16 protein-coding genes and 1 pseudogene are annotated in these 25,731 nt (G+C 68.5%); 7 read left to right on the top strand and 10 right to left on the bottom strand.

The annotated features are described in order from the left end of the window. Nucleotides 1-62: 62 nt before the first annotated feature. From TSH58p_RS02945 to TSH58p_RS02910, 8 genes are all read right to left on the bottom strand, one after another. A complete protein-coding gene (locus TSH58p_RS02945) occupies nucleotides 63-1,499 on the bottom strand; it encodes a UDP-glucose/GDP-mannose dehydrogenase family protein (RefSeq protein WP_109071288.1) in 1,437 nt (478 codons plus the stop codon). Nucleotides 1,500-1,563: 64 nt separating this feature from the next. Further along, nucleotides 1,564-2,571, bottom strand: a complete 1,008-nt coding sequence (locus TSH58p_RS02940; protein WP_109071287.1) for an NAD-dependent epimerase/dehydratase family protein — start codon at nucleotides 2,569-2,571, stop codon at nucleotides 1,564-1,566. A gap of 27 nt (nucleotides 2,572-2,598) precedes the next feature. After that, complete coding sequence (locus TSH58p_RS02935) at nucleotides 2,599-3,678, bottom strand: GDP-mannose 4,6-dehydratase (RefSeq protein ID WP_109071286.1); 1,080 nt, start codon at nucleotides 3,676-3,678, stop codon at nucleotides 2,599-2,601. A 59-nt stretch (nucleotides 3,679-3,737) separates the two neighbouring features. Continuing rightward, nucleotides 3,738-4,982 (bottom strand): glycosyltransferase family 4 protein, encoded by a 1,245-nt coding sequence (locus TSH58p_RS02930; protein ID WP_109071285.1) that lies wholly within the window; start codon nucleotides 4,980-4,982, stop codon nucleotides 3,738-3,740. 198 nt (nucleotides 4,983-5,180) lie between these two features. Then, complete coding sequence (locus TSH58p_RS02925) at nucleotides 5,181-5,987, bottom strand: WecB/TagA/CpsF family glycosyltransferase (RefSeq protein ID WP_109071284.1); 807 nt, start codon at nucleotides 5,985-5,987, stop codon at nucleotides 5,181-5,183. Further along, on the bottom strand, nucleotides 5,984-7,063 hold the full coding sequence (locus tag TSH58p_RS02920) for an NAD-dependent epimerase/dehydratase family protein (protein WP_109071283.1): 1,080 nt from the start codon (nucleotides 7,061-7,063) through the stop codon (nucleotides 5,984-5,986). The genes TSH58p_RS02925 and TSH58p_RS02920 overlap by 4 nt, the downstream gene beginning before the upstream one ends. Before the next feature lie 52 nt (nucleotides 7,064-7,115). Then, on the bottom strand, nucleotides 7,116-8,714 hold the full coding sequence (locus tag TSH58p_RS02915) for an undecaprenyl-phosphate glucose phosphotransferase (protein WP_109071282.1): 1,599 nt from the start codon (nucleotides 8,712-8,714) through the stop codon (nucleotides 7,116-7,118). Nucleotides 8,715-8,790: 76 nt separating this feature from the next. After that, nucleotides 8,791-9,738 carry a UDP-glucuronic acid decarboxylase family protein gene (locus TSH58p_RS02910; RefSeq protein ID WP_109071281.1) on the bottom strand — a complete coding sequence of 316 codons (948 nt, stop codon included), beginning with the start codon at nucleotides 9,736-9,738 and terminating at the stop codon, nucleotides 8,791-8,793. A 563-nt stretch (nucleotides 9,739-10,301) separates the two neighbouring features. On the opposite strand from TSH58p_RS02910, the gene TSH58p_RS02905 reads away from it, so the two are divergent. Genes TSH58p_RS02905 through TSH58p_RS02880 form a run of 6 tightly spaced genes read left to right on the top strand, consistent with a single transcriptional unit; the run spans nucleotide 10,302 to nucleotide 20,098 of the window. Next, the gene (locus TSH58p_RS02905; RefSeq protein WP_158282635.1) at nucleotides 10,302-12,650 is read left to right on the top strand and encodes an AAA family ATPase; all 2,349 of its coding nucleotides are present in this window, start codon (nucleotides 10,302-10,304) and stop codon (nucleotides 12,648-12,650) included. Nucleotides 12,651-12,702: 52 nt separating this feature from the next. Next, entirely contained in the window at nucleotides 12,703-14,964 is a 2,262-nt protein-coding gene (locus tag TSH58p_RS02900; RefSeq protein WP_109469075.1) for an NAD-dependent epimerase/dehydratase family protein, read from the top strand. Then, a complete protein-coding gene (locus tag TSH58p_RS02895) occupies nucleotides 14,961-16,226 on the top strand; it encodes a lipopolysaccharide biosynthesis protein (protein WP_109071540.1) in 1,266 nt (421 codons plus the stop codon). Before TSH58p_RS02900 ends, TSH58p_RS02895 begins: the two co-directional genes overlap by 4 nt. After that, nucleotides 16,213-17,484, top strand: a complete 1,272-nt coding sequence (locus TSH58p_RS02890) for a glycosyltransferase family 4 protein (RefSeq protein WP_109071541.1) — start codon at nucleotides 16,213-16,215, stop codon at nucleotides 17,482-17,484. Before TSH58p_RS02895 ends, TSH58p_RS02890 begins: the two co-directional genes overlap by 14 nt. After that, nucleotides 17,481-18,815, top strand: coding sequence for an O-antigen ligase (locus TSH58p_RS02885; protein ID WP_109071542.1), 1,335 nt, complete (start codon nucleotides 17,481-17,483; stop codon nucleotides 18,813-18,815). Before TSH58p_RS02890 ends, TSH58p_RS02885 begins: the two co-directional genes overlap by 4 nt. A gap of 17 nt (nucleotides 18,816-18,832) precedes the next feature. Next, nucleotides 18,833-20,098, top strand: coding sequence for a glycosyltransferase family 4 protein (locus TSH58p_RS02880; RefSeq protein ID WP_109071543.1), 1,266 nt, complete (start codon nucleotides 18,833-18,835; stop codon nucleotides 20,096-20,098). A 268-nt stretch (nucleotides 20,099-20,366) separates the two neighbouring features. Here TSH58p_RS02880 and rffA read toward each other — a convergent pair. Both rffA and TSH58p_RS02870 read right to left on the bottom strand, forming a co-directional pair. Continuing rightward, nucleotides 20,367-21,815, bottom strand: a pseudogene (rffA, locus tag TSH58p_RS02875) (dTDP-4-amino-4,6-dideoxygalactose transaminase); the annotation flags it as partial. Nucleotides 21,816-22,222: 407 nt separating this feature from the next. Further along, the gene (locus tag TSH58p_RS02870; protein WP_109071545.1) at nucleotides 22,223-25,036 is read right to left on the bottom strand and encodes a carbohydrate-binding domain-containing protein; all 2,814 of its coding nucleotides are present in this window, start codon (nucleotides 25,034-25,036) and stop codon (nucleotides 22,223-22,225) included. A 331-nt stretch (nucleotides 25,037-25,367) separates the two neighbouring features. Between TSH58p_RS02870 and TSH58p_RS02865 the strand changes: the two genes are divergently transcribed. Then, nucleotides 25,368-25,724 carry a cytochrome c gene (locus TSH58p_RS02865; RefSeq protein WP_158282639.1) on the top strand — a complete coding sequence of 119 codons (357 nt, stop codon included), beginning with the start codon at nucleotides 25,368-25,370 and terminating at the stop codon, nucleotides 25,722-25,724. Nucleotides 25,725-25,731 lie beyond the last annotated feature (7 nt).

Below are 25,731 nucleotides of genomic sequence, written 5' to 3'. Positions count from 1 at the left end.
GGCGGGGACGGTCCGTTCAGGGCACCGGTACGTGGCCGGAGTCGGCCGGCGTCGCGCCCGCGTCAATCCGCCAGGTCGGAGGCGGCCGCCGCAAGCTGTCCGGAGAAGGGAAGGACACAGGAGTCCGCCGCGAAGCTGTTGCTGAGAAGCATCGCCTCCGCCGCCTTGCGCCGCTTCGCCGCTTCGGGCCGCGCGTCGCGCCGCCCGACGGAGCAATAGTGGAATCCGGCCGCCGCCATGGCCGCCGGGGCGTAGACATTGCGCAGATCGACCATGACCGGGCGGCGCATCAGGCTGCGGACGCGGCTCAGGTCCAGCGCGCGGAACTCGTTCCATTCTGTCAGGATGGCGACGCAGTCGGCCTCCGCGAGCGGGGCGTAGGCGTCGTCATGCCAGACCACGCCGGGCAGCAGGTGGCGCCCCTCCTCCATGCCGGCGGGATCGTAGACGTGAACCGTTGCCCCGGCCTCCTGAAGCAGCGGAATGATCTCCAGGCTCGCCGCCTCGCGCATGTCGTTGGTGTCGGGCTTGAAGGTGATGCCCAGCACGGCGATCCGCTTGCCCGCCGCGTCCGGCCCGCAGGCCTGGAGGATCCGCCCGGCCATCAGCCGCTTGCGCGCCCGGTTCACGTCCACCACCGTTTCGATCAGCCGGACCGGCGCGCCGTGTTGCCGCCCGGTGCGCACCAGCGCCTCCGTGTCCTTGGGGAAGCAGGACCCGCCGAAGCCCGGCCCGGCGTTCAGGAACGGGCGGCCGATGCGCCCGTCGAGCCCCATGCCCGCCGCCACGTCCTGCACGTCGGCCCCCACCCGCTCGCACAGGTCGGCCACCTCGTTGATGAAGGTGATCTTGAAGGCGAGGAAGGCGTTGGCCGAGTATTTCGTCAGCTCCGCCGTCTCGATGCCGGTGCGCACGAAGGGCGTCCCGGCGCGGATCAGCGGCTGGTAGAGGGCGTCCATCACCGCCCGCGCCCGGTCGGTGTCCGCGCCGATCACCACGCGGTCGGGCTGCATGAAGTCGCCGATGGCCGAGCCTTCGCGCAGGAACTCCGGGTTGGACACCACGTCGAACTCGGAGCGCGGGTTGATGTCCCGCACGATGGCGGCGACCTGGCGCCCGGTGCCGACCGGCACGGTCGATTTGGTGACGATGACGGTGTAGCGGGACATGGTCCGCGCGATCTCCGCCGCCGCGGCGTGGACGTAGGTCAGGTCGGCCCCGCCGTCGCCGGGACGGGAGGGCGTGCCGACCGCGATCAGCACCACGTCGGCGCCCTCCATGGCGACCGCGAGGTCGGAGGTGAAGGACAGACGGTCCGCCGCCATGTTGCGCGCCACAAGGACGTCGAGGCCGGGTTCGTAGATGGGGATCTCGCCGCCCCTCAGGCGCCGGATTTTCGTTTCGTCCTTGTCCACACAGCACACGTCGATGCCGAATTCGGCAAAGCAGGCGCCGGACACCAAGCCGACATAGCCGGTCCCCACAACCGCGATCCGCATTATTCCGCTCCTGTTCCTTAATGGCGTTGCCGAAGCCATCCCTGGCCGGCTCGAAAATTGGCCGTCAGGCCACGGCGCGCTCCGCCATGCCGTTTCCCGGACCGCTTTCCAGCCCGTTCTCACGGCCGTTCTCGCGCAGCGCCCAACGCACGGTTTCCGCCAGCCCCTGCTCCAGCCGGGTGCGCGGCGTCCAGCCGAGCACCGACCCGGCATAGGCCACGTCCGCCTGCACGCTGCGCTGCTCGCCCGGACGTTCGGGGTGGTAGAGCACGGGATGGTCCGCCCGCGTCCGGCCGAGCGCCCCCAGCGCGAGGTCGGCCAGTTCGCTGATGCTGGTCTGCCGCCCGCTGCCGAGGTTGAAGATCTTCCCGTGGCTGGCCGGGTTGTCGAGCGCGCCGACCCAGGCGTCCACCACGTCGTCGATGAAGACGAAGTCGCGGGTCTGCTTGCCGTCGCCGTAGATGCGGATCGGCTCGCCCCGGATGATGTTGCCCAGGAAGATGCCCAGCACCCCCTGGTAGGGGTTGTCCACCGCCTGCCGCGGTCCGTAGACGTTGTACATGCGGAAGGAGGTGACGGCCAGACCGCCCGGCAGGTCGGGCCGCGCCGCCGTCAGATGCACGTAGCGCTCGCCCGCGTATTTCGTCACCCCGTAGTAGGACACCGGGGAGCAGGGCGTGTCCTCCGGCGTCGGCACGGTCTCCGCGTTGCCGTAGGCGCTCATCGAGCTGGCGTAGAGAAGGCGCTTCACCCCGCGCTCCACGCACTGCTGGAGGACGTTCACCGTCCCTTCCACGTTGGTGCGCAGGTCGCCGACCGGGTTGCTGAAGGCGCGGATGATCGACACCTGCCCGGCGATGTGGATCACCGCGTCGGGCCGCTCCTCGAACGCCTTGTCGAGGTCGGCGGGGTTGGTGACGTCGCCGCGGATGTAGCGCACCTCCGCCGGCACGTTGGATCGCAGCCCGGTGGACTCGTTGTCGATCACCGTCACCCGGTGGCCGAGCGACACGAGGCGGTGCGTGATGTGGGAGCCGATGAATCCGGCCCCGCCCGTTACAAGCACGTCCATAGGTTCCTCCACCGCACGGGAATGGGATTACGCGCTGAGGGCGATGCGGCCCGGCTCCAACTGGGTCTGGTCCGTGGGCAGGCCGTTCTGCGCGAGATAGCGCTCCGCCCAGTCCCACAGGCGGCGGATGCCGGTGTCGCGGTCCACCTGCGGGCGCCAGCCGAGGACCTGCTCCGCCTTGCGGATGTCGCTGACGTAGCAGGGCTGGTCGCCGGGCCGCCAGTCGGAGAAGTCGGCCTCCACCGGCGCGCCGCGCAGGGTGGACAGCATCTCCCCGAACTCGTGCCAGACCGAGATGGTGTTCTCCGGCCCGCCGCCGATGTTGAAGACCTGCCCGCGGCTGACCTCGATCTTCTCGGTGGCGAGGCGGAAGGCGCGCACGAGGTCCTCGACGAACAGCACGTCGCGCACCTGCATGCCGTCGCCGTAGATGTGGATGGGCCGCCCGGTCAGCGCGGAGATGATGAAATGCGCGACCCAGCCCTGGTCCTCGTTGCCGAACTGGCGCGGACCGTAGATGCAGCTCATCCGGAAGACGACGGTCGGCAGGTCGTAGATGCGGGCGTAGTCGCGCACATACTGGTCCGCCGCCCCCTTGGAGCAGCCGTAGGGCGAATGGAAGTCCAGCGGCTCCGCCTCCGAGACGCCGAGCGGGCGGTCGACGAAGCGGTAGCGGCTGCCGGTCCGCTCCACCGCCACATGCTCCAGCCCGCCATAGACCTTGTTGGTCGAGGTGAAGACCACCTTCGGCGGGTTCTTCATGCGCCGCGCCGCCTCCAGCACGTTGAAGGTGCCGAGCGCGTTGATGTCGAAGTCGGTGCGCGGATCGTCCAGCGAGGAGGTCACCGCGACCTGACCGGCGAGGTGGTAAACCTCCTCCGCTCCGGCCATGCAGGATTTGACGGCGGCGAAGTCGCGCACGTCGGCCTTCATGAAGGTCAGGCGGGACCCGGCGTTGAGGGTTTGCAGCCACGCCGCGTTCCGCTCGCTGCCCGGCCGCAGCAGGGCGTCCAGGACGACGACGTCGCGCCCGTCCTCCAGCAGGTTCTTGACCAGATTGCAGCCGACGAAGCCGGCCCCGCCGGTCACGAGCGTCTTGCCTTCCATAGGTGTCTTCTCCATTGCTGCGGCTTTTACCGGTTGGGCAGGGGGTGTTGGGCAGGGATTCAGGCAGCCCTGAGGACGGCGGCGCCCGCCGGGCGGCGGATCACCGCGTCGTAGAGCCGGTGGGTGTCGGCGGCGGCGGCGGCCCAGTCGAAGCGCTGGGTGGCGCGCAGGCGGCCATGGCGGCCCATCCGCACCCGCCGCTCGGGGTCGGCGGCCAATTGCTCCACGGCGGCGCGCAGGGCCAGCGGGTCGCCCGGCTCGACGATCACCGCGCAGCCGTCATCGACCTGATGCGGGATGCCGCCGACCCGGGTCGTCACAACCGGGACGCCGAAGGCCATCGCCTCCAGAATCACGTTGGGAAAGGTGTCGGCCAGGGTCGGGAAGACGAACAGGTCGGAGCGGCGGAACATGGCGGCGACCTCCGCCTCGGCCAGATTGCCGGTGAGGTGGATGGTCTGGCCCGGCCCGCAGCGGCGCTGGTAGGCCTCGTAATCGACGAAGTCCCGCTTCTCGCCGCCGACGATCAGGCGGAACGGCATCGGCAGCCCGATAAAGGCGTCGAGCAGCACGCCCAGCCCCTTGTTGGCCGTGTGGTTGGCCAGGAAGAAGGCGGTGACGGGGCCGCCGTCCTCCTCCCGCTCCGGGATGCCGAACCGGCGGTGGATGTCGCGGTCCGCCGGGGTCGGCGCGCCCCAGTCGTTCGGGCGGTCGACGCCGTAGGGAATGACGGCGATGTCGTCCCCGGTGAAGCCGAAGCCGCGGACGATGGGCAGATCGACCGGCGAGATCGCGCAGATGGCCGCGGCGTTGCGGACGACGTAGCGGACGGGGCGGTCGATCAGCAGGTCCCAGGCCAGCCGCCGCGCCGCGTCCATGCGCCGGAAGGCCGCCGGGTTGCCGATCTCCACGAAGCCGTGGGTGGACACCACGTAAGGCACGCCCTTCGCCACGCAGGCGCGGGCCACCCGCATCATCTCCAGCGCCGGGATCGGGTTGTGGATGTGCACCAGATCGTAGGAGCCGTGGCGGATCAGCGCCGGGATGCTCGACTGGTAGAACAGGGTCTTGGCGCGCTTGGGCAGGATGGAATCGAGCCCGACGAAGGGGCTGGAGGTCCGCACCTCGATCCGCTCGCCGGGCTTGCCGGGGTCCATCGGGACCCGGCTCGCCATGCCCATGTTCGCGATGTCGATGCGGTCGTGCGCCTGCAGCGCGACGCTCAGCTTCTCCGCCGCCTTGCTGGCGCCGCTGACCGCCAGATGCGGCGGCACGACGATCGCCGACAGGATCTTCAGGCTCATCGCAGGAATCCTCGACTGTCATGGAAGCGCGGGCCGCGTCGGTCGCGGTTCACGGCGCTGTTCCGAGGTCGATCAGGAAAATCCGCCGATGCCGCACCGTTTCATTTTGAAAACGGCAAGCAGTGTCACAGCATCGGATGGCTTTTCATTTTTAATGACGGCATTTTTATTTGGCAACCACCAAACAACGAACGCCGTCTAACCAAATCGAAGCTCTCCTTTCGGACGCCGCGCCTGGCCGCTGCGGACCAGCGGCATCTGCACCGCCTGGCAGGCCAGCAGGAACAGGAAGGCCGGATTCAGCATGACGTAGCGCCGCCACAGCCGCCGCGGCTCGGTGGACAGCCGGAACAGCCATTCCAGACCGGCATTCTGCATCCACATCGGCGCCTGCGGCTGTTTCCCGGCGATGAAGTCGAAGGCGGCGCCGACCGCGATCAGCGGCATCGACAGCGCCGCCTTGTGCTCGTAGACCCAGGTCTCCTGGCGCGGGCAGCCCAGCCCGACGAAGACGATCCGCGCGCCGGACTCGATGATCTCGCGGTCCACCGCCGCGCGCTCCTCGGCGCTCAGCGTGCGGAAGGCGGACGGGCGGGCGCCGGCGATGATCAGGCCGGGGAAACGCTCCGTCAGCGCCGTGGTCAGCGTGGCGAGCAGCCCCGCCGTGGCGCCGTAGAGGTAGATGGGAAGCCCCCGCGCCGCCGCCGCCGCGCAGGTGCGCAGCATCAGGTTCGGGCCGTAGACGCGGTCCGGCAGGGCGGCGCCGTGCAGCCGGTTCAGCGCCCAGCGCACCGGCTGGCCGTCCGGAGTCACGAGGTCGATGGCGTTCAGGCGGTAGCGGTGCTCGGGGTCGAGCGCCCCGGTCATCACCCCGTGCACGGCGAGCGCGCTGACCGCGAAGGGCTTTTGCTGCTCCGCCGCGTCGATGATGGCGCGCACGCCGGCCTCGTAATCGACGGCGTTGACGTAGACGCCGAGGACTTCCTTTTTCCCATGGTCGATCATGCCACGGCCTCCACGCGCCAGCGGCGCAAGTTGCTGTCGTGAATGTCGGTCAGGATGTTGCGCACGTCGTGCCGGATGTCCCAGGACGGGTAGTGGGAGCGGAACCGGTCGAGCGAGCTGACCCACCAGATGTGGTCGCCGATGCGGTTGGCCTCCTTGAAGGCCAGATCCATCGGGCGCCCGGTGATTTCCTCGCACAGCGCCACCGCCTCCAGGATGGAGCAGTTGCTCGCGCGCCCGCCGCCGATGTTGTAGACCTCGGCGCTGCGCGGCGCGTCGTGGACGGCGTGGAAGGCGGCGATCAGGTCGTTGCTGTGGATGTTGTCGCGGACCTGCTTGCCCTTGTAGCCGATCACGTCGTAGCGGGTGCCGGTGACGGCGCAGCGCATCAGATAGGCCAGGAAGCCGTGGAGCTGCGTCGGCGAATGGTTCGGCCCGGTCAGGCAGCCGCCGCGGAAGCACACCGTCTTCATGCCGAAATAGCGGCCGTATTCCTGCACCAACACGTCGGCGGCCACTTTCGAGGCGCCGAACAGGCTGTGCAGGGTGGCGTCGATCGACATGTCCTCGGCGATGCCGCCGGCGTAGCGGTGCGTCGGGTCGATCTCATAGCGGGTTTCGGTCTCGATCAGCGGCAGGCGGTTCGGCGTGTCGCCGTAGACCTTGTTGGTCGAGGTGAAGATGAACACCGCGTCCGGGCAATGCCGCCGCGCCGCCTCCAGCAGATTCAGCGTGCCGTTGGCGTTCACCGAGAAGTCCATCTGCGGATCGCGCGCCGCCCAGTCGTGCGAGGGCTGGGCCGCCGTGTGGATGATCAGGGAGATGCTGGAGCCGTGCCGCTCGAACAGCGCGTCGATGGCCGCGGCGTCGCGGATGTCGATGGCGTGGTGGCGGTAGCGCTGGCGCAGCGTCTGCTCCAGCGTCTGGCGCTGCCACGCGGTCGAGGCCTCGTCGCCGAAGAAGGTCCGCCGCATGTCGTTGTCGATGCCGACGACGTCCATTCCCAGCGCACCGAAATGCAGGCAACTCTCCGACCCGATCAATCCGCAGGAACCGGTGACAAGGGCGACGGACATGGCGTCAAACTCCTTCGCGGTTTGTTTGTTGGTTCAGCCGGGGCTTTTTTGGTCAGTAGGCGTTGCGGTCCCAGAAAAGGAGGAGGGCGGTGCGCACCATGATCTCGGCGTCCAGCCCCAGGGACCAGTTGTCGACGTAGTAGAGGTCGTGCTCGACGCGGCGGGCGGCGGTGTGGAGGTTGTCGATCTCGCCGCGCAGCCCGTTGACCTGCGCCCAGCCGGTGATTCCGGGGCGGACGCGGTGGCGGCAGGCGTAGTTCTCCACCGCCTCGTGGTACAGCACGTCGCCGGCCTTCATGGCCACGGGATGGGGCCGCGGCCCGACGATGGACATGTCCCCGCGCAGGACGTTGAAGAGCTGCGGAAGCTCGTCGATGCTCGTGCGGCGCAGGAAGCGCCCGACGCGCGTCACCCTGGGGTCGTTGCGCACGGTCCGCTGCGCGCCCGACTGGTCGCCGCGGTCGGTGTGCATCGTGCGGAACTTCCAGATCTCGAACTCTTCGTTGTTGAAGCCGAAGCGCTTCTGGCGGAACAGCACCGGGCCGGGGCTTTCCAGCTTGATCGCCGCGGCGGCCAGCAGAAGGACCGGGGCCAGCGCCGCCAGCGCCGCGCCGCCGATCAGCAGGTCCTCCGACCGCTTCAGCACGCCGCGCCAGCCGGCCAGCGGGTGATGGATGACGCCCAACAGTGGAATGCCCGCCGTCGCATCGACCGACAGGCCCGCGGTGCGGGCGATCAGCCGGTGCGGCAGCAGGCGGACGTCGACCGCGAGGACGCGCAGCCGCTCCAGAATGTCGGTGATCTCGGCCTCGGCGCTCCAGGGCAGGGCCACCACCACGAGGTCGATGCGGTTCTTGCGCACCTGCTCGACCAGCCCGGTCACGCCCCCCAGCACCGGCACACCGGCCAGCCGGGCGGTGGTCAGGGGCGGGGCGTTCACGGATGCGGGCCGGTCCGCCGCGGTGGACACCGCGCCGATCACCTGGTAGCCCGCCCCTTCCGTCCGCTGGAGCCGGTCCAGCCATTCGAAGGCCAGATCGTTGGTGCCGACCAGCAGGGTCCGTTGGCGCAGGCCGCCGGCCAGATTCCAGTCGCGCGCCAGCCGGAGGAACAGGCTGCGCAGCGCGGTCAGCCCGAACAGGCCGAGCCCGTACCACAGCCACAGCGTCCCCGCCGCCGCCGTGTCCAGCCGCCGCAGGTCCCCCGTCACGCCGAGCATGAGGACGAGCACCAGGAAGGCCGCCGTCCAGGCCCCGAACAGCGGCCCGGCGTGCGAACCGATGGTCCGCCGCACCGCCTTGGGACGCAGGTTGCGGTAGCAGCCCGCGCTGTAGAGGCACATCAGCGACAGCACCACCAACGGGCCGACCGCGGCGTTGAAGACGCCCGCGAAAGCGTTGACGACGCCTGTGAACAGGGCCGGATCGGCGGGGGCCGCCCGCAGCAACCGGGCGGCGATGCCCTCCGCCGCCAGCCCCGTCCCGACGACCATCAGCGCGTCCGCGACGACCAGCCCGCACAGCAGGGCGGGGGCGGAGGCCGCCGCGGCGACCGGCGAGGCGGACGCCGGGCGCGGGCCTTGGAAGGCCATCCCCACGCGCGCGCCGTAGTCCGGCTTCGCCGGGCTGTTTCGTGAAGGGAGTTCGAACATCCGCCGTTCCCTGTTGGCCCATTCCCTGCCGCCGCACCCCAGCGATGCGGCGGCGCTGCCGGCTGCCTTGCCGCGCTCAGAAATAGGTCTTGGCGAAATAGGCGATGGTGCGCTCCAGCCCCTCTTCGAGCGGCACGTGCGGCATCCATTTCAGGTAGGCGTTGGCCTTGGTGATGTCGGGCTTGCGCTGCCGCGGATCGTCCTGGGGCAGCGGGTGCCGCTCGACCCTGGAGCGCGATCCGGTCATCCGGATGACGGTCTCCGCCAGCTCCAGAATGGTGAATTCGCCGGGATTGCCGAGGTTGATCGGGCCGGTCACCGTCCCGTCCGTCTCCATCAGCCGGTGCAGCCCTTCGACCAGATCGTCGACGTAGCAGAAGGACCGCGTCTGCGACCCGTCGCCGTAGATCGTGATCGGATCGCCCTTCAGCGCCTGGACGATGAAGTTCGACACCACGCGCCCGTCGTTCGGATTCATGCGCGGCCCGTAGGTGTTGAAGATGCGCGCGACCTTGATCGGAACCTTGTGCTGCCGGTTGTAGTCGAAGAACAGCGTCTCGGCGCAGCGCTTGCCCTCGTCGTAGCAGGCGCGCGGACCGATGGGGTTCACGTTGCCCCAATAGTCCTCGCGCTGCGGGTGGACGAAGGGATCGCCGTAGACCTCGCTGGTCGAGGCCTGGAGGATCGTCGCCTTCACCCGCTTGGCCAGCCCCAGCATGTTGATGGCGCCGTGCACCGACGTCTTGGTCGTCTGCACCGGGTCGAACTGGTAGTGCACCGGCGAGGCCGGACAGGCGAGGTTGTAGATCGCGTCCACCTCGACATAGAGGGGGAAGGTGATGTCGTGGCGCACCGCCTCGAACTTCGGGTTGTCGAGAAGATGCGCAATATTCGAACGCGCACCCGTGAAATAGTTGTCGACGCACAGGACCTCTTTCCCGGCGGCCAGAAGACGCTCGCACAGGTGCGATCCGATGAAGCCGGCGCCACCTGTCACAAGAACGCGCTCAGTCGTGGACGTCATTGAGCCTCTCCATGGAGTTGACCGGGAAATTTGAACCGGATGGCGGCAGACTGCGGAGACATCGCGCCAAACCGCTTCCGCGATTATTTTAAAATCCAGCATCGAAGCGCGGCGTTCCACCGCACGATACGGACCAACATTTGGTCCCCTGCGCGGGAATGCACAGCTATGTCTGGAATTGCGCGGTGTTTTGAAGCCTGAACCGGCTCCGTTGCACCCGGCAGACTGTGACCGGCGCGGAGTTGACCGTCAAACACGCGGACGGGGTATCGGATATGATTATTTATGACGGTCGCCGTCGTAAGCACAGCGACGGATGGGCCTTCTTTTTTTCAATTGTTGCGCGGCGCTATTCACGATACTCGAAGTCTGTCCGGCAACGGTTGCAGCAGCGGAACATCACTGCCCATCAGGCCCGTCCATTCGGCGTTGCTCTTTAAAAAGCACCCGAATTTTCGGCTGTTTCCAAAGATGACGAAAAGGCCGCCACGCGTCCTTTGCACCCACCCGCCACGCCCATTCCGGGCCGGACCGCCAGCCAGCAAGACGAAAGGGGCGACGACGTGAATTCTTCGATCGGCAAAGGCGGAACGCTTCCAGGCCACGAAGCGCACGCCAGCGTCCTTCCGGACAGCCTCCTGCAATCCGGCGCCGGGGACTCCTCCGATGTCCGCGGCCGCCAGGAGGCGACCGTCTTCGCCACGCTGGCCGTGCTGTGGCGGCGCAAGCTGCTGCTGCTCGCCATCATCCTGCTGGGGACGGCGACCATCACCTACGTCATGCAGTCGCTGAAGCCGATGTACCGGGCCACCGCGATGGTGCAGCTCGATTCCCGGCGGGTCGAGCTGGCGGAGTTCAAGTCGGTGGTCTCCAACCTGACGCCCGAGGCGCCGGCGGTGCGCAGCGAGGTGTCCATCGTCGGATCCCGTGCGCTGGCGGAACGGGTGGTGGAGAAGCTGGGCCTGCTGAACGATCCCGAATTCAATCCGACGCTCAAGGCGCCGGACGGCGCGGACGACCATTGGCTGAAGCGGGTGACCAAGGCCGGCGTCGGCGCGCTGCCGCCGGAAGGCAACGACGTGCTGCGCCAGATCGTGCAGCAGGCGACCGCCCTGTTCCGCGCCGATGAAAGCCCCTACGCCCGCGACCCGGACCAGGCCCGCCTGCTGACCATCGACACGCTGCTGCGCCGGATCGAGGCGCGCAACGACGACCGGTCCTTCACCATCATCATCGAGGCGTCGTCGGTCGATCCCGCCAAGGCCGCGGCCATCGCCAACGCCTTCGGCCAGGCCTATCTGGACTACCGGACGGAGATGAACCGCGACATGACCGAGCGGGTCAACCAGTGGCTCGGCGGCCGGCTCATCGAGGCGCGCGAGGCGGTGCGCGGCGCGGAGGAGGCCATCCGCAGCTTCCGCAAGGAGAACAGCCTGCTGGAACTGCCGCCGGACGGGCGCAACATGGTCCAGCAGCAGATGAACGAGTTCGCCACCCAGCTGACCGCCGCGCAGGCGCAGAAGGCGGCGGCCGAGGCCCGCGTGCGCCAGGCCCGTGACCAGAGCGCCGCCAACAACGCCGCGGCGATCCCGGAGGTGCTGGCCTCCCCGCTGATCCAGAAGCTGCGCGAGGCGGAGGCGATGCTGGAGCGCCGGCTGGCCGAGCTTCAGCAGGTCTATGGCGACAAGCACCAGGACATCGTGAATCTCCGCCGCGGCATCGGCGAGCTGAAGGCGCGCATCCGCGACGAGGTCGGCAAGATCCAGAAGGGCCTGGACGCCGATCTGGAGGTCGCGCGCATCCGCGAGGCCACCCTGCTGAAGGGCATCGCCGACCTGCAGGAGCAGCAGAAGGGCATCGAGGCGACGGGCATCCGGCTCCGCGACCTGGAACGCGCCGCCGACGCGCACCGCACGCTCTACCGCAGCCTCGCCGAACGCTACGAGCAGACGATGGCGCTGAAGAACACCGGGGCGCTGGACGCCCATCTCAGCGCCCCGGCCCTGCCGCCGATCCGCCCGGCCTTCCCGCAGCTGCGCATGTCGCTGGGCGTCGGGCTGGTCGGCTCCACGGCGTTGGCGGTGGCGCTGGTGCTGCTGCTGGAGCGGCTCAGCTCCGGCCTGCGCACGCCGACCCAGGTGGAGCGGGCGACCGGCGTGCCGTGCCTCGGCATGGTCCCGTCGCTTCCCCGCAACGAGGCGACCTGGAACCTGCCCCTCCACTCCGACAGCCGCCGCGCCCGCGAGATCGGGGCCTTCCGCGAGGCGATCCAGACGGTGCGCACCATGGCCTGCATGCCGCGCAAGCGGGGGACGCCGCCCAAGGTGCTGCTCGTCACCTCCTCCATCCCCAAGGAAGGGAAGTCGGTGCTGGCGGCCAATCTGGCGCGGTCGCTGGCCGGTCTGGGGCTGAACACGCTGCTGATCGACGCGGATTTCCGCCGCCCCTCCATCGCGAAGCTGCTGGGCTACCAGCCGCAGGGCAGCATCGCCGACCTGCTGGACGGGCGCGCCGGCATCGACGACCTGATCCATCAGGAGACCACCAACCTCGGCGTCCTGGGCAACACCGTCGGCACCCCCGATGCGCACGACCGCATCAGCTCCCAGGCGATGAGCGACCTGATCCAATGGGCGCGCCACAATTACGACGTGGTGGTGATCGACAGCGCCCCGGTGATGCTGTTCTCCGACGCGCTGGCCCTGTCCTTCCTGGCCGACAGCGTGATCTACGTCGTGCGCTGGCAGCACACCCCGCTGGACACCGTGACGGCCGGCTTCAACAAGCTGAAATCGGTCGACAGCGCGGTCGGCGGCGTCGTGCTGTCGCGGGTCGTCGCGTCCAAGCACGTCAAGTACGGCCACAAGGACGACGCCTACTACTACGCCCTGCACGCGCCCGCGCGGCATTGACGGCGCCGACGGACGGCGCCCACGCGAAGGCAATCCCAAAAGCGAGGATTCCATGACGAACGCCGAGTTCCCGCGGCTTGCCATCATCGGCTGCGGCAGCATCGTGAGCCACCACCTGTTGCCGGCGCTGCTCCGCCTGGGCTGGCGGCCGAACGTGCTCGTCGATCCCTCGCCGGAGCGGCTGGAGGCGGTGCAGGCCCTGCTGGGCCGCAACCGTGCGCCGGTCGCCGTGGCCGACTGGCGGGAGGCGGCGGACCACTTCGACGCGGCGCTGGTCGCCGCCCCGCCGATGTTCCACGCGCCGGTCGGCCAGAGCCTGCTGGAAGCCGGAAAGCACGTCTTCATGGAGAAGCCGCTGGCCGTCACGCTGGCCGACGCCGAACGCATGGTGCAAACCGCGGATGAGCGCCAGCGGGTGCTCGCGGTCGGGCTGATGCGCCGCTACGTCAACGGCGTCCGCTGGCTGAAGGCGCTGGTGGATTCCGGCCAGCTCGGCCGCATCCTGCGCTTCGAGGCGCGGGAGGGCTTCGTCTACAACTGGGGCATCAGCTCCCCGTCGATGCTGCGCCGGGACGGGGCGGGGGGCGGCGTCCTGCTCGACACCGGGTCGCACACGCTGGACCTGCTGCTGTGGTGGTTCGGCGCGGCGGCGGAGGTCGACTACAGCGACGACAGCCACGGCGGTCTGGAATCCGACTGCCGGCTCTCCCTGACCATGGCGTCCGGCGCCAGCGGAACGCTGGAGCTGAGCCGCACCCGCGCCCTGCGCAACACCATCCGCGTCTACGGCACCAAGGGCAGCGTCGAGGTCCATCTCTACGAGAACCATATCGCCTCGGACGTGCCGCAGATCCTCGATTTCGTCCATGACGGCTTCTCGGCCAACCACATCCCGCCGCAGATCTTCGGCGACCTGTTCCAGGCGGAGCTGAGGGATTTCGCCGACGCCATCCGCGAGGGGCGCCCGGCCGCCGTCGGCGGGCGCGACGCCCTGCCCTCCACCGCGCTGATCGAACGCTGCTACGCCACCCGCAAGCCGCTGGCCCTGCCCTGGGTGGATGGCCCGGCGCCGGCCGCCGCTCCCCATACGGACGGCCCTCGCACGGACGGCCCGACCGTGGTGGTGACGGGCGCCGCCGGCTTCATCGGGGGGCGGCTGGTCGAGCGGCTGTGCCTGGAGCATGGCGCGAAGGTCCGCTGCATCGTCCGCGACATCGCGCAGGCGGTGCGACTGGCCCGTTTCCCGGTGGAGATCGTCCGCGCCGACCTGCTGGACCGCGAGGCCATCGGCAAGGCGGTGGCCGGCGCCGACTGGGTCTTCCACTGCGCCTACGACGTGCGGTCGCGCCGCCAGAACATCGACGGGATGAACGCGCTGATCGACGCCAGCCTCGCCAACGGGGTGGAGAGCTTCGTCCATCTCAGCACCTTCTCGGTCTACGAGCCGCTGCCCGACGGCCCGCTGTCGGAGGAGACGCGCGACGGCGACCGGGCCTGGAGCTACGTCCAGAACAAGCTCGATCTGGAGGCGATGGTGCTCGACGCGGCGCGCCAGCGCGGCCTGCCGGGGGTGGTGCTCCAGCCCTCCATCGTCTACGGCCCCTTCTGCAAGCCCTGGACGAACGCCCCGGCCGAGATGCTGCTGAGCGGCACGGTGGTGCTGCCGCAGGAGAGCGGCCTGTGCAACGCCGTCTACATCGACGATCTGGTGGACGCGATGATCGCGGCGACCCGCAGCCCGCAGGCCATCGGGGAGCGCTTCGTGATCTCCGGCCCCGACGCCCCGCCCTGGGCCGCCGTCTTCGGGCGCTTCCAGGAGGCGCTGGGCGTGGACAGCCTGCGCTTCCAGCCCGCCGAGGCCATCCGCAAGGAGATGAAGAGCCTGCGGCGCGACATCGCCATGGTGCTTCAGGACCCCAAGAAGATCATCCAGATCATCGTGCGCTGGCGCCCCGCCCGCCGGCTGCTCCAGGGCGGGTTCGACAGCCTGCCGCCGCGGCTGCGCCATCTCGTGATGGTCCATTACTTCCTGAAGAAGAAGGCCAGCCGCAACCAGCTCTGGCTGCCCGACGCGCAGAAGCTGGCGCTCTATCAGGCCAGGGCGGTCATCGATCTGGGCAAGGCGCGGCGCCTGCTCGGCTACGCGCCGCGCTTCACCTTCGAGGACGGGATGGCGCTGACCGCCGCCTATCTGCGCTGGGCCTACCGCGACGTGCCGCGCACCGCCCCCGCCGCCGCCCGCCCCGCCAACGAGGACCGGCAGCCCGCGCCCCTGCCCGCCCCCACCGAGACGACGCGGGTCGGCAACGCATGAGGATGATCCCGGCGTCGCTCGTCCGCAGCTTCTGGACCCTCGCCGACCAGGGCGTGGTCAGCCTGGGCATGTTCGCCATCAACATCCAGCTCGCCCGGACCTTCCCGTCGGAGGAATACGGGACCTTCGTCTTCTTCCTGTCGGTCCTGCTGGCGCTCCAGGTCGTCAACGTCAGCCTGATCCAGTACCCGCTGTCGGTGGAGGGCGCGGTGCTGGACCGCGCCGAACGCCGGACGCTGGCGGGCCGCGCCATCCTCATGACCGCCGGATCGATCCTGCCGCTGTCCGGCATCGTGGCGCTGGTCGGCTATGGGCTGGGCATGCCGGAACTGGTCGGCCCCGCCGTGCTCTACTTCATCGTCTGGCAGGTGCAGGAGATCGGGCGGCGCGGGCTGATGTCCGGGCTGAAGCACGACAAGGCGCTGTGGGGCGACAGCGTCACCTATCTGGGCCAGATCGCCGTGCTGAACCTGATGGCTCTCAGCGGCCACCTGACGCTGGAACGGGTGTTCATCGCCATGACCGGTCCGGCGCTGGCCGGGGCAGTCGTCCATTTCGCGATCCTGCGCCCGCGCTTCGACGGCCTGTCGGATTTGCCGGCGGTGGTCCGACGCTTCTGGTCGATCGGCCATTGGGCGCTCGCCAACAACCTGTTCCTGATGCTGCGGGTGCAGAGCCTCGTCTGGCTGATGGCGGCGATGGACGGCATGGCGTCGACCGCGGCGTTCCAGGCCGTGGTCAATCTGGTGAACATCGCCAACCCGATCATCATCGGCATGGGCAACCTCGTCCCCCAGATCGCGGCACGCGGGCGCAGCACCCTGCACACGGAAGCGGGGGGGCTGCATCCCGACGAGCAGGCGTGGCTGGCGATCCGCGGCTACGTCGTCATCGGGGCGGCACCGCTGCTGGTCTATTACAGCCTCGGCCTGCTGTTCCCCGACCAGATGCTGCACATCGTCTATGGCGCCATGTCGCCCTACGCCGACCAGGAATGGCCGCTGCGCCTGCTCTCCATCGGGGCGCTGAGCGGCTATCTGGCGGAGATGGTCTGCTCCTATTTCTACGGCGTGCAGCGCAGCCAGTTCGCGCTCGTGGTGAACGTCACCGGGACGCTGGCGGTGTTCGCGGTGGTCGGCCCGCTGGCGGCGATGTACGGGGTCGCCGGGGTGTGCATGGCCCTGCTGTTCTCCAGCCTGCTCCGCGTCGGCGCCGCCCACTATTACCTCTCCAAGACGAGGACCGCCCATGTCGCCCGCTGACGGCAGCGCCGCCTTCGCCCCGGCCGCAATCGCCCAGGACGCCTTAGCCCAGGACGCCCTCGCCCAGGACGGGGCCGGGCGGCGCCCGCTCGACCTCCGGCACGTCGTGATCCAGCCGGCCATCGCCCATCCCTCCTCGGCGAACGGGCTGCACAATGTGGTGCGCAGCCTGATCGCGGAGCAGCGCGCGATGGGCGACGACGCGCGGCTGTGCCTGTTCTCCGACGATCCGGACGCCCTGACCGGCATCCCGGCGGACTGCCCGGCGCAGCGCTTCCCCCTCGGCGGGCCGCGGCTGTCGGGGCGGTCGCTGACCATCTCGGACGCGACGCTCGACCGCCTGCTCGACGGCGCCGGGCCGGACACGGTGGTGCACATCCATGGCGCGGTGAAGCCGCTGTTCGCCGCGCTCGCCCGCGGGCTGCACCGGCGCGGCGTCGCCTATGGCGTGACGCTGCACGGCCAGTGCTCCCACATCTACGACATCACCGGGCGGGTGCGCCGCCGCCTGCCCGCGGCATGGCTGCGCGTCTTCGACGGCCCGGCCTTCGCCCGCGCCCGCTTCGTCCACGCCATCACCGAGGAGGAGGCCGCCATCGTCCGCCGGGTGGCCCCGACCGCTGCCGTCCGTCTGCTGCCCAACACCGCCTGGTCGGCGCGGCGCGGCGCCCTTCCCGCCCCGATCCCAAGAGCCGCGCCGGACGGCGGACGGCCGACCTTCGGCTATTGCGCGCGTTACGAGATCGAACACAAGGGCGTGGACCTGCTGATCGACGGCTTCGCCGCCTACCGCCGGGCCGGCGGGCGCGGGGTGCTGGAACTGGCCGGGTCCGGCCCCGCCCGCGCCGAGTTGGAGCGGCGTGCGAACGCCCATGGCCTCGGCACCCACATCCGCATCCACGGCCCGGTCTTCGGGGCGGAAAAGGCGGCGATGATGGCGGGCTGGCATTATTTCATCCTGACCTCCCGCTTCGACGTGATGCCCACCGGCTGCCTGGAGGCCGCCCTGTCCGGCCTGCCGCTGGTCGTGACGCGGGAGACCGGCCTCGTCCCCTATGTGGAAGGCCACGGCGCCGGCTTCGGCGTGTCCGCCCTGACGGCGGAGGCGGTGGCCGACGCGCTGGCGCGGGCCGAACGGACCGGCCCCGGCGCCTGGCGGACCATGACGGCCAACGCCCACCGCATGGTGGTGGCGATCGGCGACTGGGGGCGGATCGCCGCCCGGCTGCGCGCCGCCGCCTACGGACGCCCGTCATGAGCGCGATCCTCGCCACGCCGAAGCGCAGCCGGACCCGCGCCGCGGACCACTACCTGACCTTCCTGATGATCGTCCTGCTGGGCTATTCCCTGGCCGGGCGCGGCTTCGCCTACATCGGGGCGCCGCCGCTGTTCATCGGCGAGGTGCTGCTGCTCTCCGGCCTGTTGGTCATGCTGCGCACCGGCGGGGTCTTCGCCACGGTCTCCAGCCTGCCGGGAACGCTGCTGGCGATCCTGATCGTCTGGGTGCTGGCGCGCACGCTGCCCTTCTTCGGCACCTACAGCTTCGACGCGCTGCGCGACAGCGTGATCGTCATGTACGGCCTGCTCGCCTTCGTCGTCATCGCCCTGCTGTACGACGAGCCGGAACGGCTGCGCCGCCTCGTGCTGGCCTATGGCGGCTTCGCGGCGTTCTTCGTCACGGTGATGCCGGTCGTCTACCCGCTGTTCCAGCTTCTGAACGCGCAGATTCCCACCTGGCCGCGTTACGGCGTCCCCTTCATCAGCCTGCGCCCCGGCGAGGTCGGCGTGCATTTCGCGGGCGTCGCCCTGTTCGTTCTGCTGGGCTTCCGCCGCCTGAACCCGCTGCAACTGGCGATGCTGGTGTTCGGCATGGCGCTGGTCGCCGCGCACAGCCGCGGCGGGATGCTCGCCATCGTCGTGCCGCTGGCCATCGCGCTGGCGCTGGTGCCGCGCAGCCGGCAGCTCGCTCCGCTGCTGGGCATCGCCGCGGTCACCGTCATCGTGGCGCTGGTCCTGAACCTGGAGATCGAGGTCTCGTCGCGGAAGCTGTCGGTCGACCAGCTCGTCACCAACGTGATGAGCATCCTGGGCACCACCGACACCGCCACGCTCGACGGCACCAAGCAGTGGCGCATCATGTGGTGGGACAAGATCATCGGCTACACCGTGCAGGGCGACCATTTCTGGGACGGCAAGGGCTTCGGCATCAATCTGGCCGACGACGACGGGTTCCAGGTGGTCGATGCCGAGGACGGGCAGGTGCTGCGCAGCCCGCACAACGCCCACATGACGATCCTCGCCCGCGCCGGAGTGCCCGGCTTCGCGCTGTGGGCGGCGCTGCTGGGAAGCTGGTCGGTCTTCATGATCCGCGCCTTCCTGCTGGCCCGCCGCAACGGCGACCGCGCCTGGGCGCGGCTGTTCGTCTTCCTCTTCTGCTACTGGCTGTCCATCGTCATCAACGCCTCCTTCGACGTGACGCTGGAGGGGCCGATGCTGGGCATCTGGTTCTGGGTCCTGTTCGGCGTCGGCATCGCCGCCGGCCTGATCTACCGCAACGAACTCGAAAACCGGTCCCCGCTGCCGCATTGATTGAGGGAGGACGAACGATGAGCGTGCCGTTCACCGACGAATCCGCCAATTCCGGAAAGTCGGTTCTTCTGGTGGCCTTCGCCTGCGAGCCGGACAGCGGGTCGGAATCCGCCAACGGCTGGAACTGGGGCGAGGGGCTGAAGCGCTCGGGCTGCCGCGTGACGGTGGTGACGCAGGGGCGTCTGCGCCCGAAGATCCTGCGCAAGATCGAACGCGGCGAAACCGCCTTCGAACCGGACGACTTCGTGTTCATCGACCGCCCCGACACCATGGCGCACCACGACAGCAAGACGCGGTTCCAGCTGTCCTACATCGCGTGGCAATGGCGCTGCCGGGCGGTGGTGAAGGAGCTGGTGCGCCGGCATCCCTTCGACATCATCCACAACGTGACCATCGGCGGAATCCGTTTTCCCGCCTTCTGCGGCGGGCTGGCGCCGCTGTCGGTGATCGGACCGGTCGGCGGCGGCGAGCGGGCGCCCTGGCCGCTGATCCGCCCGCTGGGCTGGAAGGCCGTCGCGACGGAGCTGGTCCGCGACGCCGCCATCGCCATGACGCGCATCGATCCCTTCCTGCGCCTGACCTACCGGCGCTACAACCTGATCTATGTGAAGACCCATGAGAGCCGCCACGTCCTGCCCGCCGGGGACCGCCACAAGGCGCGCCAGCATTTCGGCTGCTCGCTCCCGCCCGACCGCTTCGTGCCGATGAAGGCCGAAACCGGCGGCGATGCCGGAGCGCCGCTGAAGCTGCGTTTCTCGGGCCGCTTCCTCTATTGGAAGGGTGGCCACTACGCGCTGACCGCGCTGGCCAAGGCGCTGGAGAAGGGGGCGCGGGCACGCCTTCAGATGATCGGCAGCGGTCCGCAGTCGGAGGAATGGAAGACTCTCGCCGACCGGCTGGGCATCGCCGAGCATGTCGACTTCATCGAGTGGCTGTCCCAGCCCGACTATATGGAGGTGCTGCGAAGCTCCGACGCGCTTCTGTTCCCCAGCCTGCACGACTCCGCCGCCAACGTCATCATGGAGGCGCTGGCCAACGCGCAGCCGGTGATCTGCCTCGATCTCGGCGGCTCGGGAATCATGATCGATTCCTCCTGCGGTTTCGCCGTTCCCTGCCGCGGGCGCGCGGCGGCGGAGGTGATCGACGGGCTGGCCGACGCCATCGTGACCCTGGACCGGGACCGCCCACGCCTGCGCGCCATGAGCCGTGCCGCCCACGCGCGCGCCCAGGATTTCGCGAGCTGCCGGATCACGCCGGACCTCTACACGCCGGCGCCTGCGTAAGAGCAAGCATGAAAAAAGGCCCATGCCGGGACGATTGATTGATACGGTTGGAGAATGATCGCCTCCATCACTTTCCAACCGTGGACCCCTCTCGATTCAATGCGTTCGCATTGATCGAGAGGGGCATGCCGGTGGCGGCCTCAGCTGGCGTTGGTGGAACCTCGCCGGATGCGCTTCGCACCCAAGCCAAATGACGCGCCATCGCCCTTGAGGCAGCATAGCCCGTCGTTGCCGCCGCCCTCGAATGGACCGTGCGGAAAAAGTCCTGCACGGCTTCGACCACTTGCCCGGTTCCGGCACCCAGCCCGTACCACATCGGAAGACGCAGCAGCCTTGCGGAGAGATCGGTCGTGACGGGCAATTCCCCCGCGGCGCGGGAATAACGCCGTCCGGCCGGCGCGGTGTGCAGCGGCACGTAATGAAACGGCGCCTGAACGCCGTTCGTTCGGAGGTGGGCGATCAACGCATTGCGCTCACCGGCCGTGCGCGCCAGGACGTAATACAGATGGGCATTGTGCCGACACTCGGCCGGGATCAGCGGACGGCGCAACAGGCCGCGTTCCTCCAGCGGTGCCAGAGCCTCATGGTAGGCGTTCCACATGGCATGGCGCTCCTCGTCCAGCCGGTCGGCATTCTCGAATTGAGCGAGAAGAAACGCCGCCAGCATGTCGGAGGGAAGATAGGACGAACCGACGTCCACCCAGGTGTACTTGTTGACCTCGCCACGGAGGAAGCGCGTGCGGTTCGTGCCCTTCTCGCGGATGATTTCGGCGCGGGTGATCAAATCCGGATCGTTGACGACCAGGGCGCCGCCCTCGCCGGAAATCAGGTTCTTGGTTTCGTGGAAGGAGAAGGCCGACAAGGCGCCGAAGGTGCCGAGCGGACGGCCGCGGTACGCGGACATCAGCGCCTGCGCGGCATCCTCGATCACCGCCAGACCATGCCGGGCGGCGATGGCGCAGATCGCGTCCATGTCGCAGGCGACGCCGGCGTAATGCACCACGCAGATGGCGCGGGTGCGGGGCGTGATCGCCGCCTCGATCAGGCGCTCGTCGATGTTCAGCGTGTCCGGCCGAATGTCCACGAAGACAGGCACCGCTCCGCGCAGCACGAAGGCGTTCGCGGTGGACACGAAGGTGTAGGAGGGCATGATGACCTCATCCCCCGGACCGACGTCGGTCAGAAGGGCGGCCATCTCCAGCGCTGCCGTGCAGGAATGGGTCAGCAAGGCCTGCGGTGCCCCAAGCCGCCGTTCCAGCCACGCATGACAGCGTTTGGTGAACGCTCCATCTCCGGAAAGGTGCGCCTGCTCCAGGGACTGGCGGATGTACTCCAATTCGTTGCCGGCCAACGTGGGGCGGTTGAAGCCAATCTTCATGTCGCTCATCAGCATCACCTCGCGTTCGAACCCGCCGTAGAACGCCCAGAGTCGGGGAGCGAGCGCGGCGAATGGCGCACGGCTGATCGCCCTCCACCGCTCGCCCGCGCAGGACCCGGCGATCCGTGTTTTCGGGATGGCCTGTTGATAGCGTCCCTTGGTCTCGGTCGGGGGTGTCAGCCATTGCACACCCCGCGCCGTCGTGACGCGGTTGTGCCAGCCGCACCGGGCAAACGACACGCAGTCGAACAGGGGAGATCCGTCTATCGAGCCGATGATATCAAAGCGCCCTTTCCAGGACACGTAGCTAGATTGAATGAGAGTGATGCGCTTACCCATCAGAGACACATCGGGGCGATGTGTAATACCAACGGCAAGTGAATGATCCCAATGAGGCGCGGCCGATTCCATGTTGGAAGGCACGGAACGCAGCGTTCACATCCGCAGCCGTGGCCTGTGGACGGCGCGCAAAGTGGCGCAATGGATTGCCGGGATGCTCGGGCGCTGGGTGCCAGTGCGCAGCGGCTGAACCACCTGCACCGGATCGGCTTCACCCGGCAGGCGCCATGGCCGCGCCACGTCGGGGCGGACTGGCTGGCGCAGGAAACCGTCAAGGCCCGGTTCCGGGCACGCGAAGATTGATACCAGCCGGGACCGTCGCCAAGCCCGCAGAAGTCTTGCGGTTTCGACAACCGACGAAAGGCGGTCCAGTGTCGGTTGGACCGCCCTTCGCCGTTCCGGTCGCGTTAGGCCGCGTGGCTCAGCAGCGACGGGTCGATGTGGTCGAACAGCGGATCATAGCCGGCCTCGACGGGCATGGCCCCGTACAGGCTGTTCGCCACCACCGCCGCGTCGGCCACGGCCGCCGGAGCGGACGCCGCCTGCTGGGCGGCGACGTGGCTCCACACGCTGTCCGTCCCGGCGTCGAGCGCCAGGGGCGCGGCCTCGCCGACCGGGGTGGCCGAGGGGAAGAAGCTCTTGTCGGCGTCCACCACCAGCGTGCCGTTCCACCACAGGCCGGCCTGGCCCTTGACCACGTCCTTGCCGTCCAACGCGCCCTTGTCGTAGGTGACGTTGCCGTCGGTGGACAGGACGGATTTGCCGTTGATCGTGACCTTGTTGACGATCAGCGAGCGGTCCTGCCCGTTCACCACGGCGTCGTTGTCGTACTGGATCTGCACCTTGTGCGCCTGATCGGCGGTCAGGCTGGTGGTGAAGCTGTAGTCCTTCGCCGCCGTGCCGGCCACGCCCTCACCGACCTTCTGGCCGTCCACCAGCAGGTTGAAGTGGGCGTTCACCCCGCCCGCCGCCGTACCGGAGGCGTTGACGGTGATCGTCGTGCTGCTGGGACCGCTCTGCGGCAGAGTGCCGCCCGCGGGGAACTCCTTCGCCGGGGCGTCGACCACCAGCGTGCCGCCCCACCACATCGACGACTGGCCCTTGACCACGTCCTTGCCGTCCAGCGCGCCCTTGTCGTAGCTGACGATGCTGTCGGTCGGGTTGTGGGCGGTGCCGTTGATGGTGATCTTGTTCACGAACAGGTTGCGGTCCTGGCCGTTCACGAAGCCGTCGTTGTCGTACTGGATCTGCACCTTGTGCGGCTGCCCGGCGGTCAGGTTGGTGGTGAAGCTGTAGTCCTTCGCCGCCGTGCCGACCGTGGCGTCGCCGATGGCCTTGCCGTCCACCAGCACCTTGAAATGCGCGTTCACCCCGCCCGCCGCGGCACCGGAGGCGTTGACCTTGATGGTCGTGACGCTGGCTGTCGGGGTTGTCGGGACGGTGGGCGTGGTCGTGTCCACGGCGAAGCCGGCGGAGCCAGCCTTGCCCGTGTTGCCGGCGAGGTCGGTGTAGCTGCCCGCCTTCACCGCCACGTTGGCGTCGGTGATCTTGGTGTTGGTCGAGGGCGTGAAGACGGCGGTGTAGGTGGAGGCGTCCACCGTCTTGAAGCCGCTCAGCGTGCCGCCCTTCACCGTGGTGTCGGCCAGCGCGAAGCCCTTCACCGCCTCGCTGAAGGCGAAGGTGACGAGCGGCGCCTCACCCTTGGTCACGCTGCTGTCGGCAATGCTCACCTTGACCGTGGGCGGCGTGGTGTCCGTCGGGGTGGGAGCCGGCGGGTTGGTCGGGGTGGTGGGGGTGACGGTCGTCCAGCCGGCGGTGGAGGGATAGGCCTGCGACAGGGTCGAATGCTCGTCCTGCGTCGTCGCGTTCATGTAGGCGGACCAGTTGTCGCCCTCCGGGAAGTCGCCCCAGCGCCAGCGGTCGCCGTCCGGCATGTAGTAGGTGTTGTTGTCCCACACGTTGCCGCCGTTCAGCATGCCGGCTTCGTTGTAATCGGCCACGCCGCCCGACTGGCCGTTGCCGTCCTTGGAAACGATGATGTTGTCGTGGATCTTGTTGTTGGTCGTGGTCCAGGTCCCGAATTCCCCGGTGCCGCGGTCCTGCTGGATCATCACGATGCCGTTGGCGCCCTTGACCCCGGTGATGTCGATCTTGTTGCCGTAGGCCTCGACGTTCTGCGAGTTCTGGATCTGGATCGACCCGCCCCACAGCCAGCCCTCGGCCTGCGGCTTGGCGCCGTTGCCGACCATCACGTTGTTGCGGATGACGGCGTCGTAGCTGATCTCGTGGGTGATGCCGCCGCCGCTGTTGTTCACGAGGACGTTGTTCTCGTACAGCGTCCCGACATTGTCGATGTCGGTCCACAGGCCGAAGCCGGTGTTGTCGTGGGAGTAGTTGCCGCGGACCACCAGATCGGTGGTGTAGGCGAACTTGGTGCCGCCGCCTTCCCAGAACACGTCGATGCCCGACCAGGCGCCGTTGCGCGCGATCTCGTTGCCTTCGACCAGGATCTTGGCCCCAGCGCCGCCCAGCCCCATCTCGCCGTTGTCGTGGACGTAGTTGCCGATGAACTTGCTGCCGTCCTGCGCCGTCGCGCCGACCGCGTAGTTCAAGCGAAGCTCGTTGTCCTGGATGGTCCAGTTGACGTCGCCCTGGATGGCGCCTTCCTGCGCCGGCGGGGTGTATTTCTCGATGACGAGGTTCTTGACCGTCACGCCGTCCGCGGTGCCGCCGAAGGCGTGGGCGGTCGTCCCGGCCTCCACCTTGTGCCCCGCCGGGTTGTCGCCCAGGTAGATCTTGTCGGCGTTGTAGTCGAAGTAGAAGGTTCCCGCCTTCAGCTTCGACAGCGCGTCCACGGGCGTCAGCGGCTTGTCGTCCACATAGACGGTTTCCGGATAGCCGGCGCGCATCGCGCCGGGCGTCGCCTCGTCCGTCGCGCGGCGCTCACCCTGCTGAGTCTGCCCGCCGACCACCCAGCGCCCGGCGCTGTCCTGGGTGAAGCCGGTCAGCAGCTTCGACCCGTTCAGCACGGCGCCCTCGGCGCCGATGAAGGTCTGGTTGTCCTTGGGCGTGATCGACTGGAGACGGTACTCGCCCGACTGCAACCAGAAGGTCGCGCCGGCGGGAGCGCCATTGACGATGGACTGGATGTTGGCGCCGGGTGCTATGACGATCGCACCAGCGGGGGCGGTCAGCGTCTTCGGTCCGTACAGGTTGGCCATATGTCAATGCTCTCTTGAGATGTTATCTTCTGGTATGACTTCTTCGGCGTTTTCGCCCTTTGGCATATGACACTGCTACCAATTAGGAGCCGGCTCCTGGCGGGGCATTTTTGTGAGATTCCGTGTATCTTTTGCGAAGACTCCGGGAAGCTGCTGTTTTTCAAGAGAGATTCTTTTGCTTATCAATACGGCGGCAGCGCATCGGAAATCTTTGCTTGCAAACTCTGTCCTTCCCCGTCCGAGGAATGGACAGGCGGCGCCGGCCCGCCCTACCCTGGCTTTTTATTAGCGTCCTCTGATGACATTGGCATGTCCGGAAGGAGGCGCCGCCATGCGGGCCAGCATTCTGCTCATCGCCATGACGTTGACGGTCCCGCCCGGCCCGCTTACGGCGCAAACCAACCCGGATGGGCTTGGAAGCGTCGAATATGGCCGCCGGCTGGCCGAGGAGGTCTGCGGGGAATGCCATCGCGTATCGGCGGAACGGGCAGCCAAACCGCCGGCAATGGAAGAAGGCGTCGAAGCGCCCGACCTGACCGAACGGTTGTCCGATCCGGGGGTGACCGAAATGGCGTTGCGCAGCTACCTGCGCAGCTCGCACCCGGTCATGCCGAACATCCGCCTCACACCCGACGAAACGGACGACATCGTGGCCTATCTGATGACGCTGAAGACGCGGGCGCGGTGATCGCGGC

Source organism: Azospirillum sp. TSH58 (assembly GCF_003119115.1).
Lineage (GTDB): Bacteria > Pseudomonadota > Alphaproteobacteria > Azospirillales > Azospirillaceae > Azospirillum.
This window is presented reverse-complemented; position numbering and strand designations above follow the sequence as displayed.

Coding starts and splice junctions, on each gene's coding strand:
- TSH58p_RS02945 (WP_109071288.1), bottom strand. CDS start 1,499: ATGCGGATCGCGGTTGTGGGGACCGGCTATGTCGGCTTGGTGTCCGGC.
- TSH58p_RS02940 (WP_109071287.1), bottom strand. CDS start 2,571: ATGGACGTGCTTGTAACGGGCGGGGCCGGATTCATCGGCTCCCACATC.
- TSH58p_RS02935 (WP_109071286.1), bottom strand. CDS start 3,678: ATGGAAGGCAAGACGCTCGTGACCGGCGGGGCCGGCTTCGTCGGCTGC.
- TSH58p_RS02930 (WP_109071285.1), bottom strand. CDS start 4,982: ATGAGCCTGAAGATCCTGTCGGCGATCGTCGTGCCGCCGCATCTGGCG.
- TSH58p_RS02925 (WP_109071284.1), bottom strand. CDS start 5,987: ATGATCGACCATGGGAAAAAGGAAGTCCTCGGCGTCTACGTCAACGCC.
- TSH58p_RS02920 (WP_109071283.1), bottom strand. CDS start 7,063: ATGTCCGTCGCCCTTGTCACCGGTTCCTGCGGATTGATCGGGTCGGAG.
- TSH58p_RS02915 (WP_109071282.1), bottom strand. CDS start 8,714: ATGTTCGAACTCCCTTCACGAAACAGCCCGGCGAAGCCGGACTACGGC.
- TSH58p_RS02910 (WP_109071281.1), bottom strand. CDS start 9,738: ATGACGTCCACGACTGAGCGCGTTCTTGTGACAGGTGGCGCCGGCTTC.
- TSH58p_RS02900 (WP_109469075.1), top strand. CDS start 12,703: ATGACGAACGCCGAGTTCCCGCGGCTTGCCATCATCGGCTGCGGCAGC.
- TSH58p_RS02895 (WP_109071540.1), top strand. CDS start 14,961: ATGAGGATGATCCCGGCGTCGCTCGTCCGCAGCTTCTGGACCCTCGCC.
- TSH58p_RS02890 (WP_109071541.1), top strand. CDS start 16,213: ATGTCGCCCGCTGACGGCAGCGCCGCCTTCGCCCCGGCCGCAATCGCC.
- TSH58p_RS02885 (WP_109071542.1), top strand. CDS start 17,481: ATGAGCGCGATCCTCGCCACGCCGAAGCGCAGCCGGACCCGCGCCGCG.
- TSH58p_RS02880 (WP_109071543.1), top strand. CDS start 18,833: ATGAGCGTGCCGTTCACCGACGAATCCGCCAATTCCGGAAAGTCGGTT.
- TSH58p_RS02870 (WP_109071545.1), bottom strand. CDS start 25,036: ATGGCCAACCTGTACGGACCGAAGACGCTGACCGCCCCCGCTGGTGCG.
- TSH58p_RS02865 (WP_158282639.1), top strand. CDS start 25,368: ATGCGGGCCAGCATTCTGCTCATCGCCATGACGTTGACGGTCCCGCCC.